Here is a 15273-nt window from a genome sequence, read left to right as displayed (position 1 = left end):
GAAGATTAATTTGTAACTAAAGAAAAAGGAGAATTTATAAACAGATGAAGAAAGTTAATAAAGATAATGAATTAGGAATTAAAGAGAACCTTATAAAAGAATTCAACATTAGCAAAGAAGTAGCTGAAAAATTGATTGCGGATTATGGTGCAGATATAGCAAATATTATTACAGATAAACCTTATATATTAAGTCATTATTTAATGCCTTTAGAAGAAGTAAAACAGATAATTGAAAAATGTAGTACCAATAAAAATGAAGATTACAAAAATAGGAATATAGTTGCGGCCCTAATAATTTATGTGATTGAGTCTATGGCTGAATTTGAAGGGCATGTGTTTTGCTATAAGAGTGAATTAGAGGATAGGGTTAAAGGTTTGGAAGTATTCAGTAATGAGGAGAAATCATTAAATGAAGCATTAGAATTGTTAAGGATTGAAAATGAGATAGTTATTGATAATGATTCTAATGGAGAAGTATGTATATATTTAAGTAGATTATATAAAGCAGAGGTAGAACTGGCAAATGTAATGAGCTACTTAGTTAAAATGAACCAATGTACTAATTGGAAAATAAACAATCAAAATAAAATAGGAGAATTAATTAACAGTTATAACAATTCGGATATTAAATTAAATAAGGATCAAATAGACGCTATTAATACAGCGTTAAACAACGGTATTAGTATTGTTTCAGGACTGGCAGGAACAGGGAAAACTACAGTTATAAAAACTATTGTAGAGGGCTTTAAAGCTATATTGCCAATCCACCAACCTGAAATACATATTGTTGCATATACTGGAAAATCTGTAGATGAACTAAGTAAGAAAACAGGTATACAGGGTACAACTATACATAGATTTTTAGGCATAGGAGTAGATGTTAACTATAAAATCGAGAGTAAAAAAGTAGATGTAATTGTTGTTGATGAAAGTGGTTTAATTGGAATTGAATTAATGAACCAGTTAATTTGTAGTGCTGTTAAGGAAAATCCAAATGTAAGAGTTGTTATAGTAGGAGACCCTTTTCAGTTACAATCAATTGAGCCAGGTTGTATATTAAAAGAATTATTAAAAAGTGAAGTAATTCCAGTGGTAGAGCTAAGAGATGTTGTACGTCAAAAAAAAGAGAGTTTGATAACTAATAATGCTCATAAAATAATTAAAGGCACTGGGCTTGACGAAAGTAAGTCAGGCGTAAGGCTAAAAAGAAGTGAGTTTGAATTTATTGAAACTGAAAGTTCAGATATTAAAGAAAAAGTATTAGGAGCAATAGATAAATTGCTTAATGAGGGTACAAGCATTTATAACATCCAAGTTATGTCTCCAATGAAAAAAGGAATTAATGGAGTGGAAGAATTAAATAGGGAAATAGCTGATAGATTTAATTATGTTACTGAAAGAGATATTTATAAATTTGAAGTTGTAGACCCAATAATAGTAATAAGGAGTATGTCTTCTAAAGGTATCTTTAATGGACAACAAGGATGGGTTAAGAAGGTTGAAAAAAGCACTAATGGGGTCGAGCTTATTACAGCAGATTTATTTGGAATAGAAGTGAGTTTTAATAAAAATGAAATTGAAGAAATAGAACTTTCATACGCTTCAACTATACATAAAATGCAAGGCAGTGAATGTGAAGTGGCGATAATAGTTGTAGATAAGGCACATGAAAGGATGTTAAGCAGAGAATTATTGTATGTTGGAGTAACACGTGGAGTTAAGCAGGTAATATTGGTAGGAGACAAGGAAGCTTTTAATGAAGGTGTGAGAAGCGTAAGCAAGGAAAGGAATTCACTGTTAGCAGAGAGATTAGTAAGGATAAGTAGTTAGAGTGAAGGTAATGATAGATGTGAAGCATATTGAGTATGCTTTTGGAGGATAACTTAGACGAAATAAAACAAAAGAGGAGAAAATGAATGAATACATATGACAAAGTCTATTTTGAGAATTTTAGAAAGAAGTTTGCCTATGAAAAGGCTATGAACTTAATTAAGAAAGTAAATGAAATAATTGGAGTATGTGATACCAAGGAGAAGGCAAATCTACTAAAAAATACAGCAAGAGTTGCTACAGAAATTGCATTAGCAATTGGCAGTATTCTTTCATATGAAAGACGAGACTTCCATTATAAAGTAGCTATAGGACAAGCGTATACTCTGTCAAAGTTATTGGATGAAATGCAATCAGAAGATTTAAAAGATTGTACTGAAATAATTGAGGAAATTATAAAGCTATTAAGAACATACAGAAAACAATTAAGAACAAAGGAGAGCAAACAAATGAAGAAAGTTACGGTTGGAGATAAATTAGATATAAATAAAATACAGGAAATGGTGGATGGCTTAAAAGACAGCAGAACTCTAAAGGCGTATGAAAAAATGATTGTATTCTATACAAGATTATATGCTGTATTGGGAAAATTACCATTTTTTGAGCAGTATTCGGTTTTTTCTCAAACTCAAAGAGCGGCCGAGAGTATTATTGCTAATTTGGCAGAGGGAAACGCAAGACAACCGTATAAATTAGTGGTGGCAAACTTCTATTCAATTGCTCTTGCCTCAGCAGTCGAGGTACAGGCATGGTTAGATATAATGAGTATTAAGAAATATATTTCAGAAGAAGAGCATAGAGTTTTCGATTCCATGCTTGAAGAAGTAAAAAGGTTAATTATAGTGTATATTAAGAAAGTTGCTGTGGAATAAAGTAAGTAGGGATTTGCCTACTTTTCTGCTGTTGGGAGTTCATCAATATTAATATTTTTGTATTAATATTAATAATATAACGACAGAAAATTAGAAAAATCAATGAAATCAGAACTATTTTATTTACAAAAAATTCTTTAAAGAAATGGCGTTCTTATATATTGATTATAATATATGAATGTTGTATAATTTCTAATAAGATAAGGAGTGATTTTTATGATTACTGATGTTAATACTAATGATAGTGACCTAACTTTTGGTGCTATATTGAGTAGAAAAAGAAAAGAATTAAAACTTTCATTTAAAGAATTAGAGGAAAAGTTAGCAGAGGATGATCCAGAAAATCCTGTGATAACAGCCAGTTATTTAAATAGAATCGAGAATGGAAAAATGGACAATCCGAGTTTTAAAATTGTATGTTTTCTGGTTGAAAAATTAAATTTAGATTTAAATGAAGTAATGAAAAGTTTTGGATTTAAGTTAGGTTTAAGCAATAATAACAAATTTAAGGATATTGAACAATTTATACGTTTATCTGATATTGAAGCTCCGCTTTTTCAAGATGGAGGTGAAATTTATGAAAGAAAAAATTTGACTTTAAATGAAAAGAAACTTTTAAACCAATTAATAGAAAATTTCTTTACCTATGGTGTGGCTTATGATAGTGCTTTAGTAGCAAGAATAAAAGATACAATTGAAATTATGGAAAAGTATAGAGAAAGTAGAGTAAAAATTTATAATGCTGATGTAACTGAATAAAGTTACATCAGCATTATTTTTTTATGTTTTCATTTCTTGTAGGAAATTATATTTAAAAATATTTTTTATAGGCATTGACATTGTGAAAAAAGTAAGTATAATTAAATCATACACTACAGGAAATTAAATGAATAAAAATTTCTTATAGTAAACGGAGGAGGAGATAAAAATGAAAAATAATAATGTAAAAATGAATGAAATTAAAAATAAATTAGGTGTTGAAAAATTGAATGAACTTTCTGAGATGTTGAATAAAGTAGGAATATTTAATCTACCTGCAACTAATGAAGTAACTAAGAAATATGGCATACTTTTGGAATGTAGTTGCTGTGGGGAGTTATATTGCTTAAAATCTTATAATTACAACGAACTGATGTCAGTAAATCTTAAAGAAGAAGTGTACAATTTAATGATTAATGAAGAGATGATATTGCATTAGAAAATACTTAAATTAGTTCCAGATGAATGCTAAAAGGTTAGCGTCTTTTAACGTTAGCCTTTTAAAAGATAATTAGGAAGGGGTTATGATAATATGAAGAATTTAACTACTGAGAGTTTGAAAATATATACAGAAAATATAGGTGGAATGGTGAAAGAATTAGTTAATAAGAAAGCCATTTGTCTCAATGATGAATTTTCTAAAGCCATTTATAAAATGAGTTTCAGAAAATCGGAAGAGTGGGAAGTATTATACATGACAAATAGTGGAGATTATGTATTGCATATAGGAGTACCGCAAGATAGTTATGTTTCTGAGATAGGATTTAGATTTGAAAATCTCCTAAATGAATGTATTGTAGTAATGAACGAAGAAGAAGCCATGGACTACCTTGAATATAGACAATGTACAAGCACATTATTAGAGTTCTTTTCAGATAAACTGGATTGGGATAAATATGAAGTTTCTCAAATAACAAACTGCTTCATCAAAAATAGAAAAGTATACGATTTAAATAGATCGTATTGTCTAAAAGCTTATGGTGAGGATTATATAAGATATGGACAAGAAAGATGTGCAAAAGAAGAATTAAATATTACAACTGATGAAAGATTTTTCTTAGTGGTAATGGGAGATTCGATTCGAGTGGTAAATCCTAATCTATATTTTAGGGCTAAAGAAACTGATGATACTTCTAAGAGGGAAATAGTCCCTATTACTAAACAGGAAGCAATGAAATGGTGGGTCCATAGGACTAATAGTAGGTTAGAGGAATTTGAATTCTATTTAAATAAAGCTAAGAGTTATCTTGGTAATATTGACTAATTTCTTTCAGTAGTTTGGATTAAAAGGATTTAGTCCAAACAATAAATAAACTAAATATGATGGAGGCTGATCAAATGATGAAAAAAGGTAATATGAGTTTGTTAGGTAATGGATATAAGGAAATATTGGGAGCAATAAATCGTGGTTCTATATATGTGGGAATAAATTTTGAAGTTATTATTCTTATAAAGAAAAAGGCAGATAATTTCAAGTATGAGGGCATGGCTTATAGCTTATTAACCTACAATGTTGCGGTATTTGAAGTGAATTTGAAAGAATTAAAGGAAATGTATAAAGACCTGCTATATCAAATTATTGATGAACAATTTGAATTAGAAGATGACCAAGAACATCTTAAAGATAATATGATGACAGCATTAACTGAACTTGGAAATTGGAAGAAGAGTAGCAAAGTAATTAACTTATATTAATGATAAATTCAGAAATATAGCAAATGAGGAGGACTAAAAATGATAAATAATATAAAGAAATATAAAGACTTGATACAAGTTGATGGGTGGATAATCCCTAAGAAAAAATATTATGGAAGATACTGTGATGATAGTGGTAATACTCTTAATGGACTATATCGAAGGGATTATAAAGAAAACTCAGTGATGTTAGCAATAAATAATGGGAATCTTGTACGTAGGTATAAGTACCCCAAAATTGAAATCCCATTTAAATCGAAAATGATACGTTGGGAAAACTTACATTTTTGTGGGGGCTTAGGAATACCAAAACCAGATGGAACTATTGCAGGAGCAAATGATGAACTTTTGCAAGCTGTTATAGATGAACTAAAACCTGTTGGGTTTATTATCACAGATAAACCTGAAATATACATAAATGAAGCTATGAAAAATCAATGTAAATATACTATAAATAATAATGTAACTTGGTTGCAGAATTATAAAGAAGTTGCAATTGCAAATAGTGGAAAGCTGAAAGATAATTTTGACTTGAATTCATTAATAGAGTCATACAGATTAATGAGCATAGAAGTAGGGTGGAATTTACTAACAAAAGAAGATGAAAGTCGGTTATTAAGTAAAGGTAATTGCTATCTAAGTGATTTTTTGGTGAATTGGGATTATGCTAATCCAATAAGTAATTATGATCTTGCTCTAACAGGTTTGCTATTAGGATTTCCAGTTGAATCTACAGTAGCTATAATGATTGAATAATTAATTATATGGATTGTGATAAGAAGGCTATCGAGAAATAGAGTAATAATTAGACATATATAAATATAAAATAAAATTACGAAGGAGAAATGAAATATGAGAAAAGTAATTGAAAAGAAAGTGTATGATACTGAGACAGCAATTTTAATTGCTGAATATTGGAATGGATTAGGACAAGGTGACTTTAGATATTATGAAGAAAGCTTATATAAAACAAGAAAATGTGGTTACTTCTTATATGGCTCTGGGGGACCATTAACCAAGTATTCAGAATCAAATGGGAATCAAACTTGGGGGATTTCCACAATAATACCACTTAGCAAGGAAGAAGCTTATGAGTGGTTAGAAAATAATGGTGAAACCGAAGCAATAGAAGAATATTTCTCAAATGATATAGATGAAGCATAGAGAAAAAGTAGTTGATTAAGGTATTTGGTAATTTGTAGATTAATGAATTTATAAATGACCAGATTAACTATAAAAGACGAGGAGAATTCAAAAGGGAGATTTTTTTGCAAAGTATCTCTTATTGAATAAGTAGAATATTTAGCATTATATGGGTTAAAAGGGATAAGTCGTGGTGGGAGTTTCAATATGGAGTTAAAAGTTGAAACACATGAAATTGTTGAAATAGATAATGTAAATATAATAATAAAAAACAAATGATAAGGAGAATGATAAAAATGTTTGATAACTGTAATTTAAATTTTGAGGTTAAAAATAAAAATAGAGAAGATAGAAAAACAATTATTGTGAGGTATTCCCCGCATGATTACATGCCATCAGATGAAGAATATTTTTATAATATATTTGATAATATAGATGGAATTATCTATTCGTGGCATGATTTAGGGGATTATTATGAAAATAAACTTATTCATGTATTTGTTATCAATAAATCTAACGAAGATAAATTAATTAATGTAATTAAAGAAACCTTGTTAGGGTTATATGAAGACGGTGAAGATGAAGGAGAAATCATTAAGATAGCACAATATTGCGAAGATTATATAGATTTTTCTATAGAAGAAATTGATGGTGAAATATGTGAAATTGAGAGAGATGATATGCTTTTTTACATACCTAATATTAATAATAATTTAGACTACGATGAAGATGTTGAGCAGTTAATAGAGAGAATATTAGATGACTATGCAACATTAAAATGCAATTCTATAGGTGGTTGGAGCGAGATTGTATATTTCTTGGAAGAAAATGATTATAACGAATATATGGCTTTGCAAAGAGAAATATATTCGATTGACAATGAATTAGACGAAATTGATAAGGCTATTGATAAGCATACAGAAAGCAGGAAAGAAGAATTATTGAATAGATTTAAGGAAATCTATGAGATGATTTGTGAGGAATAAGATAGTGAAAAGGTGAAAGCAAACCAATTAATAAGTTAAGGTAAAAGCAAAGCTCTGTAATTATACTACAGGGCTTTTTAACTTAATTTAAAACTAATCTATTATTTCACTTAATTCTATACTATGTAGACAATAAAATACAAGATTGTGGTAAAATATAATAAGTTAGAAAACTGATTATTTGATATTAAATATATACTGCGAGGAGACAAAAGATTATGGAAAAATTGACACTACAGCAATTAGAAACAAAACTATGGGAGTGTGCAGATATTTTAAGAGGGGAACTTTCTGCAACTCAATACATGGATTATATATTTGGAATGTTATTCCTTAAAAGAATGAATGATGAATTTAGCTTTGAAAGAAGTATTAGAAAAAAGGAATTTGAAGAGCAAGGAATGGTGGAAGAAGAAATTGAGGAACTACTGGATGATTCATCAATCTATGAAACTTTCTATATTCCAGAACAAGCAAGATGGGATAAATTAAAAGATTTGAATTTAAATATAGGACCTGAGCTTGATAAAGCCTTTAAAGCTATAGAAGATGAACCTAAGAATAGTGAACTTATAGGAGTTCTGACCACGGTTAATTATAATGATAAGGAAAGAGTGCCAGATAAAAAACTAAGTCAATTATTAATGATATTTGATAGTATGAATTTAGCTAATGAGTATATTGAGTCAGAAGATATTTTAGGAAATGCTTATGAATATTTAATTAAGCAGTTTGCAGACCAAGGTGGAAAAAAGGGAGGAGAATTTTACTCTCCTACAGAAGTAGTTAAAGTAATGGTAGGTATACTAAAGCCACAAGAAGGTGAACGTATATATGACCCAACTGCGGGTTCTGGTGGTATGTTAATTCAAAGCCTTCAATACATAAAAGAACATGGAGGAAATCATAAAAATATCTCTCTTTATGGTCAAGAAATAAATCTTTCAACCTGGGCTATTTGTAAAATGAATATGCTATTACATGGAGCTAAAGGAGCTGATATTCAAAAAGGAGATACCATTCGTGAACCAAAACATACAGAAAATGGCGTTCTCAAAACTTATGATAAGGTACTTGCAAATCCTCCGTTCTCATTAAAAAATTGGGGATTAGAAGAAGCGAGTACTGACCAATTTCATAGATTCCCTTATGGATTGCCACCGAAATCTTATGGTGATTTAGCTTTCGTGTCACATATGGTAGCAAGTTTGAATATGAAAGGAAAAATGGCTACAGTTATTCCACATGGAATTCTATTTAGAGGTGGCTCTGAACAAACAATAAGAACAGGATTCTTAAAGGATGATTTAGTTGAATCTGTAATTGGATTACCTCAAAACATTTTTTACGGTACTGGTATTCCTGCGTCCATAATTGTTATTAATAAGAATAAGAGTGAAGAGCGAAGAAATAAGGTTTTATTTATAGACAGCAGTAATGATTTTATTAAAGATGGCAATAAGAATAAATTAAGAGATGAAGACATTGAAAAGATAGTAAAGGCTTTTGATGAATATAAAGATATAGAAAAATATGCAAGTGTAGTTGATTTGAAAATTATAGAGGAAAATGATTATAACCTTAATATAAGCAGGTATGTTGACACTACAGAAGAGGAGGAAGAAGTTGATATTGATTTGGTATTGCAAGATATAAGAGAGTTAAAGCTAAAGATGGCTGATTCAGAAGAAAAGCTTAATGGTTATCTTGAAGAACTTGGATTTGACAATATTTAATAGGGTTAAGGGATAAGAGTATATGGATGGTACAGAAATTGGGAAAATTATATATCAAGCCATATTAAACGAATCAATTGAAGTATTTACAATATTTTGGGCAATAGATGAATTTAAATCTGCTGTAATTGGAATTCCAGTCTCAATAATTACGTTTAGGATTGTTGGCAAAATTTTTAGTTATGGTAGAGCTTATGGAATATGGTTTGGAAGTTTAGGCGGAAAAATACTTTATTATTTAATCAATACTTTCCTTGTTTGGTTGGTAATGAAGATTATACGAAGTTGAGGTGACGGAATAGTGAAAAAGGTTAAAGAAGGATATAAGATGACGGAGTTGGGGGAGATACCGAATAGTTGGAAGGTTGAAAAGATAGGCAATATATTTGATTTTTATGGTGGTATATCTATTTCAAGAGATAAGCAATCAGAAAATGGTGTATATTATTTGCATTATGGAGATATTCATAAAAAAAATAGGAATTATTTTAGCGTAAAAGAAGATTCTAATTGGCTACCTAAAATTGAAATTGATATTAATGATTTGAAGGAAGGAATATTATTAAATACAGGAGATGTGGTTTTTGCAGACGCTTCTGAGGATTATGAAGGTATAGGAAAAAGTGTAGTAATTATTAACGAGAAGAATGAAGATTTTGTTTCAGGATTACATACGATTGTTGCAAAAGATAAAGGTAAGGAACTTGATACTTTATATAAAAAATATTGTTTTGGTACAACAGAAGTAAGAAAACAATTTAGGACATTAGCTACAGGAGCAACGGTATATGGAATATCAAGGTCTAATATAAAGGATATAAAAATATTAGTTCCAACAATTGAAGAACAAGAACAGATAGCCTTAACCCTATCATCTGTAGATGAACAAATAGAAATAACTGATAACCTTATAGAAAAAACGAAGGAACTTAAAAAGGGGCTTATGCAGAAGCTTCTTACAAGAGGAATTGGACATAGTAGGTTTAAGGATACGGAGATAGGAAGAATACCAGAAGAATGGGAAATAGAGAATTTAGGTGATGTTACTGAAATAGTAAGAGGTGCGTCTCCAAGACCAAAGGGAGACCCTAAATATTATGGTGGAAATGTGCCAAGACTTATGATTTCAGATGTAACAAGAGATGGAAAATATGTAACTCCGAGAACTGATTTTTTAACAGAAGAAGGAGCAAAAAAAAGTAGACCTATGAATAAAGGTGATTTAATTATTAGTATAAGTGGTACAGTTGCTTTGCCAACATTTTTAGCAGTAGATTCATGTATTCATGATGGATTTATGGGTTTCAAAAAAATAGATGAAAAATTAAACAAAGATTTCTTATACTATCAAATTTTATTCCTAAGAGAAAAATTAATAAGGTCTGCAACTGATGGAGGGGTTTATATAAATTTAACAACTGATATTGTAAAAGAATTCAAAATAATAATTCCTCCATTAGAAGAACAAAATCAAATATACTTAATGCTATCATCATTAGATGAACAAATAGACCAGTATAAAGAGAAAAAGGAAAAACTTCAAGAACTTAAAAAAGGACTTATACAGAAGCTTTTGACAGGGAAAATTAGAGTATAGAAGGAACAAGGTATATTTATGGGGATGTTTAATAATAATTTAGAAATTGATATGTTAAATCCATTTAAAAATGATAAATTACAGAGAGACGAAGAAGTGAGAAATCTTACAGCATTATTTGAAATTTTAGATAATCAAATGGTGTTAGCAATAAATTCTCAATGGGGAACTGGGAAAACGACATTTTTGAAAATGTGGAATCAGTATTTAATAAATGAGGGTTATAAGACAATATTTTTTAACGCTTGGGAGAATGATTATGTAGAAGAACCTTTTATTGCATTTGTAGATGAAATAAGAGAGAGTATTAATGATGATAATAAAATTAAAGGATTTATGGAAAAAGCTAAGGACGTTGGATTAGCTTTAGTAAAACAATCACCCAAAATAGTTTCAAAAGCAGTTAAAAATAAGACTGGGATCGATAGCGAGGAATTTATTTCAGATGATGAATTAAGCAAAATAGTCTCAGATAAAATTGATAATTATAATAAAAATAAAAAATCAGTAGTTGAATTTAGAAAAGAGTTAGAAAAGATAGCATTGAAAGAATTTGAAAAGAATAAAAAGCCTATGATTATATTTGTTGATGAATTGGATAGATGTAGGCCAAATTATGCTATAAACTTACTGGAAAGAATAAAACATTTTTTTAATGTACAAAATATAGTTTTTATTTTGGGAATAGATAAAGAAGCAGTATCAAACTCTATAAGAGTGATATATGGTGAACAAACAGATATTAATGGTTATTTAACCAGATTTATTGATTTAGAATATAGACTTAAAAGAAGTAGCAATGAACAATATATAAATTATATGTTAAGCAAATGTAACTTTATTGAAGTATTTGAAAGTAGGAACTTTAGAGATACATTTTCGGCAGAATATCAGTATTATGATTTTTCACGAGTATTAATGCAAGTTGTAATTGGTTTTAATTTATCATTAAGGGATATAGAGAAAATTGTTGTTGAACTATATATGATTTTGAAAGCGAATATAAGAAATTATATATATCCGTATCCATTGATAATGCTTTGTATTATAAAGAAAAGAAACAGGGATTTATATAATAAAATTAAATATAAGCAAATAACTTATAATGAACTTATATTAAAGTTGAAACAACATAATGAAAATATTCAAGAATGGCTTGAAGAAAGTGAAACCTGTGTATTTAAAGCATACTTGATTTGGTTATTAAATGATAGTATTGAGATTGATAGGATAAAAGAAAAAATAGAAACAATAGAGGTAAATAAACGGTATGGAGATAAAGATGTTATATGTTTAGAGAATTATGAAAGTATAGTTTCAGGAAAGGGATATTCATGGGTAAGGTATGACGGAATAAGAGTTAAAGAAAAAATATTTGCAATGGCAGAACTATATGATAACTTTACTTTAATTAACGGTGAATAATTAGGAGGGGATTTGAATGTATAATTTAGGGAATGAAGAAACTCTTGTTGAATTACCTGCAATTGAATATATAAAAGATATTTTAAAATATGATTTTATTCATGGAAAAGATTTAATACCTGAAAAGGGAGAACGTGATTCTTTAAATGAGACTATATTAGTTAAAAGGCTTGAAAAAGCATTAAAAAGACTAAATCCATGGATGGATGAAGGAAATCTCAATAAGGCTATTAGATATTTAAGCAGACCAGAAAATTTAGGTACAAGCCTTTTAGAAATAAATGAAAAGCTTTATGAGTCTATAGTCGATTTAAAGTATACTGTAGACCAAGATATTTATGGTAATGGTCAAAAGAAGCCTCAAACAGTACATTTTATTGATTGGGATAATGTAGATAACAATGATTTTTTAGTAACGAGGCAATTTGAGGTTAAAACTCAACTTGGAAAGTCCATTTACCCTGATATAGTTCTTTTTGTTAATGGTATTCCAGTAGTTGTTCTTGAATGTAAGTCTCCATTTTTAGAAAAAGCTAAAAATGAGAATATAGGTAAAAAAGAAGCTTTTGAACAACTTAGAAGGTATATGAATGAAAGAGATAATAGCGTAATTGAAGGAAATCCAAGGCTTTTTTATACCAATTTTTTTACAGGAATTCTAAATAAATATCATGCTTATGTAGGGACAATAAGCTCTAAATATAATCATTACTTGGAGTGGAAAGACCCGTATCCAGTTAGTAGAGATAAGGTTAAAGATGTAGAAGATAATGGACAAAATATATTCATTCAAGGTTTATTAGAGAAGAATAATCTTTTAGATATAATGAGGAATTTCTTATTATTTGAAGCAGATAATGGAGTTACAATAAAGAAAATCTGTAGATACCAACAGTTTAGGGCTGTTAATAAAGCTATTAAGAGATTACAGGAAGGAAAAGATTCTTTATCAAGAGGTGGCGTTGTTTGGCATACTCAGGGGTCAGGGAAATCTCTTACTATGGTAATGCTTGCAAGGAAGATAAAAAGGACTAATGAACTTGCTGACGCTACTATAGTTGTTGTAACTGATAGAATTGATTTAGATAAGCAAATATATGGAACGTTTTTAAGAACTCTTTCTAAAATTACTACGCCTGAAAGAGCGGATAAGATAACATTAATGAAAGAACTTTTAGGTAAGGCACAGCCTAAAATTATAATGACTACAATCCAAAAATTTGAGAGTGAAATAGAAGAAAAAGAAGCCATTGAAAATGGAGTAAAAGTTAAGAAAAAATTTGTTAAGCCTTATGAAGTTTTAACAACTAAATCTAATGTTATTGTACTTTCAGATGAAGCTCACAGAAGCCAGTATAAAGACACAGCTTTAAATATGAGAACTGCTCTTCCTAATGCAACTTTTATAGGATTTACAGGTACTCCAATTGATAAAGAAGACAAGTCAACTTCAAGAACTTTTGGAGGGTACATTGATAAGTATGGAATTAAAGAGGCTGTTGACGATGGAGCTACTGTAAAAATAGTATATGAAGGAAGAAGACCAGAGCTTCATATAAAAGGGGAGAGCTTGGATGAATTATTTAATCAAGCATTTGAGGATAAAAGTGATGAAGAAAAGGAAGCAATAAAGCAAAAATATGCAAATAAGAGAACGATAATTGAAGCTGACGACAGAATTAATGATATTGCTATAGATATGCTTAAACATTACAGGGATAATATAATGCCAAATGGATTTAAGGCTCAAATTGTTTGTGTAAGCAGAGAAGCTTGTGTTAAATATTATAAAGCGTTAAATGACAATATGAAAGAGATTATAGGTGAAGAGTTAGAATGTAAGGTTATTTTTTCAGGTGATTTAAATGATCCAACTCATTTGAAAGAACATTTCACTACAAAAGCAGAGCAAGAAGCGATAATTAATAGATTTAAGCAACCAATAGACAAGGATAAGTTATGTTTTATTATAGTAAAAGACATGCTTCTAACTGGTTTTGACGCACCAATAGAACAAGTTATGTATCTTGATAGACCACTAAAAGAACATAATTTGTTACAAGCAATTGCCAGAGTAAATAGAACATGTACAATGGATATTACCCGTAAAGTGGATACAGATAAGGTTAAAAAAGATACAATTGCAAAGCAATGTGGATATGTGGTTGATTATTATGGTGTTTCAGATTATTTGGAAGAAGCATTGGCTATATTTGATAAAGAAGATTTAGGACAGCCTATGCAACCGATGGGTGACTTATACAAGGAAATGCTTTCCTATAGAGAAGACGTGATAAACTTATTTAAAGGTAAGGACAAGGCTAATCTTGATGAATTAATAAAAGTATTAGAACCACAGGATAGAAGAGCAGAATTTGAAATTGGATATAAAAGATTTTCAGGTGCGGTAGAAGCGTTACTACCTTCTCATGTAGGTACAGATATTTTGAATGATTTAAAGTGGCTTGGTTATATTAGAGCAGGAGCTAAGGCAAAATATAGTCCACAAGAAGAATTAGATATAAGTGATTGTGGTGAAAAGGTAAGAGAAATAATAGAAGAACACTTAAAGTCACTTGGAATAATCCAGTGGATAGAACCAATCACATTATTTGAGGATGACTTTAAAACAAAGATTAATACTTTAAAATCTGACGAAGCTCAGGCTTCTGCTATGGAACATGCTGTTAAACATGCTATTAGTGTAAAGATGGACGAAAACCCAGTATTTTATACAAGCTTATTAGAAAAGCTTCAAAAAATACTTGATGAAACTATAAGTGATTGGATTGAAAGAAAGAAGAAGCTTGAAGAATTTATTGAAAGAGAAGTTGAAAAAGGTACAAAATCTCAATCTGAAAGCTTAGGTTTAGATGAAAAGGAATATGCTTTCTTTGAGGTTGTAAAGAAATATATTCTTGATGAAGAAGTTCAAGAGGGTAGCGTTAAGGAAGAAAGTGAAAGCTATATTAGTAATGACATTATAGAGTTATCTAAAAATATTGCAATAGATGTAAGAAGAGTGGTTGAAGATAACTATGTCGTAGATTGGACTAATAACCAAACTAAAACATCAGACATAGAAAGAGCAATATTTATGATACTTAATAAAAAATATTTTAAACAAATACCACTTAAAAGCAGAAAAAGTATGACTCAGCCATTACTAAATTTAGCAAAGACACATTTTGCAGTAATTATGGCACAATAGTAATAGTTTAATGGCTA

14 protein-coding genes are annotated in these 15273 nt (G+C 29.5%); all 14 read left to right on the top strand.

Going from position 1 to position 15273, the window contains the following annotated elements; genetic code table 11:
• Positions 1–44 precede the first annotated feature (44 nt).
• Positions 45–1832 (top strand): ATP-dependent DNA helicase, encoded by a 1788-nt coding sequence (locus CLSA_RS14190; RefSeq protein WP_022747059.1) that lies wholly within the window; start codon positions 45–47, stop codon positions 1830–1832.
• Between the two features lie 86 nt (positions 1833–1918).
• Entirely contained in the window at positions 1919–2704 is a 786-nt protein-coding gene (locus tag CLSA_RS22155) for a four helix bundle protein (RefSeq protein WP_022747058.1), read from the top strand.
• Positions 2705–2920: 216 nt separating this feature from the next.
• The gene (locus CLSA_RS14180) at positions 2921–3463 is read left to right on the top strand and encodes a helix-turn-helix domain-containing protein (RefSeq protein ID WP_022747057.1); all 543 of its coding nucleotides are present in this window, start codon (positions 2921–2923) and stop codon (positions 3461–3463) included.
• 169 nt (positions 3464–3632) lie between these two features.
• The gene (locus CLSA_RS14175; protein ID WP_022747056.1) at positions 3633–3902 is read left to right on the top strand and encodes a hypothetical protein; all 270 of its coding nucleotides are present in this window, start codon (positions 3633–3635) and stop codon (positions 3900–3902) included.
• Positions 3903–3995: 93 nt separating this feature from the next.
• Positions 3996–4727, top strand: coding sequence for a hypothetical protein (locus tag CLSA_RS14170; protein ID WP_022747055.1), 732 nt, complete (start codon positions 3996–3998; stop codon positions 4725–4727).
• A 74-nt stretch (positions 4728–4801) separates the two neighbouring features.
• Positions 4802–5158, top strand: coding sequence for a hypothetical protein (locus CLSA_RS14165; RefSeq protein ID WP_022747054.1), 357 nt, complete (start codon positions 4802–4804; stop codon positions 5156–5158).
• Between the two features lie 39 nt (positions 5159–5197).
• On the top strand, positions 5198–5914 hold the full coding sequence (locus tag CLSA_RS14160) for a hypothetical protein (protein ID WP_022747053.1): 717 nt from the start codon (positions 5198–5200) through the stop codon (positions 5912–5914).
• Positions 5915–6010: 96 nt separating this feature from the next.
• The gene (locus tag CLSA_RS14155) at positions 6011–6322 is read left to right on the top strand and encodes a hypothetical protein (protein ID WP_022747052.1); all 312 of its coding nucleotides are present in this window, start codon (positions 6011–6013) and stop codon (positions 6320–6322) included.
• A gap of 275 nt (positions 6323–6597) precedes the next feature.
• A complete protein-coding gene (locus tag CLSA_RS14150) occupies positions 6598–7287 on the top strand; it encodes a hypothetical protein (RefSeq protein ID WP_022747051.1) in 690 nt (229 codons plus the stop codon).
• A gap of 218 nt (positions 7288–7505) precedes the next feature.
• Complete coding sequence (locus CLSA_RS14145) at positions 7506–9023, top strand: type I restriction-modification system subunit M (RefSeq protein WP_022747050.1); 1518 nt, start codon at positions 7506–7508, stop codon at positions 9021–9023.
• 22 nt (positions 9024–9045) lie between these two features.
• Positions 9046–9312: a hypothetical protein gene (locus CLSA_RS14140; RefSeq protein WP_022747049.1), complete on the top strand. Its 267-nt coding sequence runs from the start codon at positions 9046–9048 to the stop codon at positions 9310–9312.
• Positions 9313–9324: 12 nt separating this feature from the next.
• Positions 9325–10620 carry a restriction endonuclease subunit S gene (locus tag CLSA_RS22150; protein WP_022747048.1) on the top strand — a complete coding sequence of 432 codons (1296 nt, stop codon included), beginning with the start codon at positions 9325–9327 and terminating at the stop codon, positions 10618–10620.
• Between the two features lie 18 nt (positions 10621–10638).
• Entirely contained in the window at positions 10639–12045 is a 1407-nt protein-coding gene (locus CLSA_RS14130) for a KAP family P-loop NTPase fold protein (protein ID WP_022747047.1), read from the top strand.
• Positions 12046–12061: 16 nt separating this feature from the next.
• The gene (locus tag CLSA_RS14125) at positions 12062–15256 is read left to right on the top strand and encodes a type I restriction endonuclease subunit R (RefSeq protein ID WP_022747046.1); all 3195 of its coding nucleotides are present in this window, start codon (positions 12062–12064) and stop codon (positions 15254–15256) included.
• Positions 15257–15273: the final 17 nt, after the last annotated feature.

The sequence above is a fragment of the Clostridium saccharobutylicum DSM 13864 genome (assembly GCF_000473995.1).
GTDB classification, from domain to species: Bacteria; Bacillota; Clostridia; order Clostridiales; family Clostridiaceae; genus Clostridium; species Clostridium saccharobutylicum.
The sequence above is the reverse complement of the archived record's forward strand: the minus strand, read 5'-3'. Positions and strand labels throughout refer to the sequence as shown.

Excerpts from the sequence above, each read along its gene's own strand:
- CLSA_RS14190 (WP_022747059.1), top strand. The coding sequence starts at position 45 with ATGAAGAAAGTTAATAAAGATAATGAATTAGGAATTAAAGAGAACCTT.
- CLSA_RS22155 (WP_022747058.1), top strand. The coding sequence starts at position 1,919 with ATGAATACATATGACAAAGTCTATTTTGAGAATTTTAGAAAGAAGTTT.
- CLSA_RS14180 (WP_022747057.1), top strand. The coding sequence starts at position 2,921 with ATGATTACTGATGTTAATACTAATGATAGTGACCTAACTTTTGGTGCT.
- CLSA_RS14175 (WP_022747056.1), top strand. The coding sequence starts at position 3,633 with ATGAAAAATAATAATGTAAAAATGAATGAAATTAAAAATAAATTAGGT.
- CLSA_RS14170 (WP_022747055.1), top strand. The coding sequence starts at position 3,996 with ATGAAGAATTTAACTACTGAGAGTTTGAAAATATATACAGAAAATATA.
- CLSA_RS14165 (WP_022747054.1), top strand. The coding sequence starts at position 4,802 with ATGATGAAAAAAGGTAATATGAGTTTGTTAGGTAATGGATATAAGGAA.
- CLSA_RS14160 (WP_022747053.1), top strand. The coding sequence starts at position 5,198 with ATGATAAATAATATAAAGAAATATAAAGACTTGATACAAGTTGATGGG.
- CLSA_RS14155 (WP_022747052.1), top strand. The coding sequence starts at position 6,011 with ATGAGAAAAGTAATTGAAAAGAAAGTGTATGATACTGAGACAGCAATT.
- CLSA_RS14150 (WP_022747051.1), top strand. The coding sequence starts at position 6,598 with ATGTTTGATAACTGTAATTTAAATTTTGAGGTTAAAAATAAAAATAGA.
- CLSA_RS14145 (WP_022747050.1), top strand. The coding sequence starts at position 7,506 with ATGGAAAAATTGACACTACAGCAATTAGAAACAAAACTATGGGAGTGT.
- CLSA_RS14140 (WP_022747049.1), top strand. The coding sequence starts at position 9,046 with ATGGATGGTACAGAAATTGGGAAAATTATATATCAAGCCATATTAAAC.
- CLSA_RS14130 (WP_022747047.1), top strand. The coding sequence starts at position 10,639 with ATGGGGATGTTTAATAATAATTTAGAAATTGATATGTTAAATCCATTT.
- CLSA_RS14125 (WP_022747046.1), top strand. The coding sequence starts at position 12,062 with ATGTATAATTTAGGGAATGAAGAAACTCTTGTTGAATTACCTGCAATT.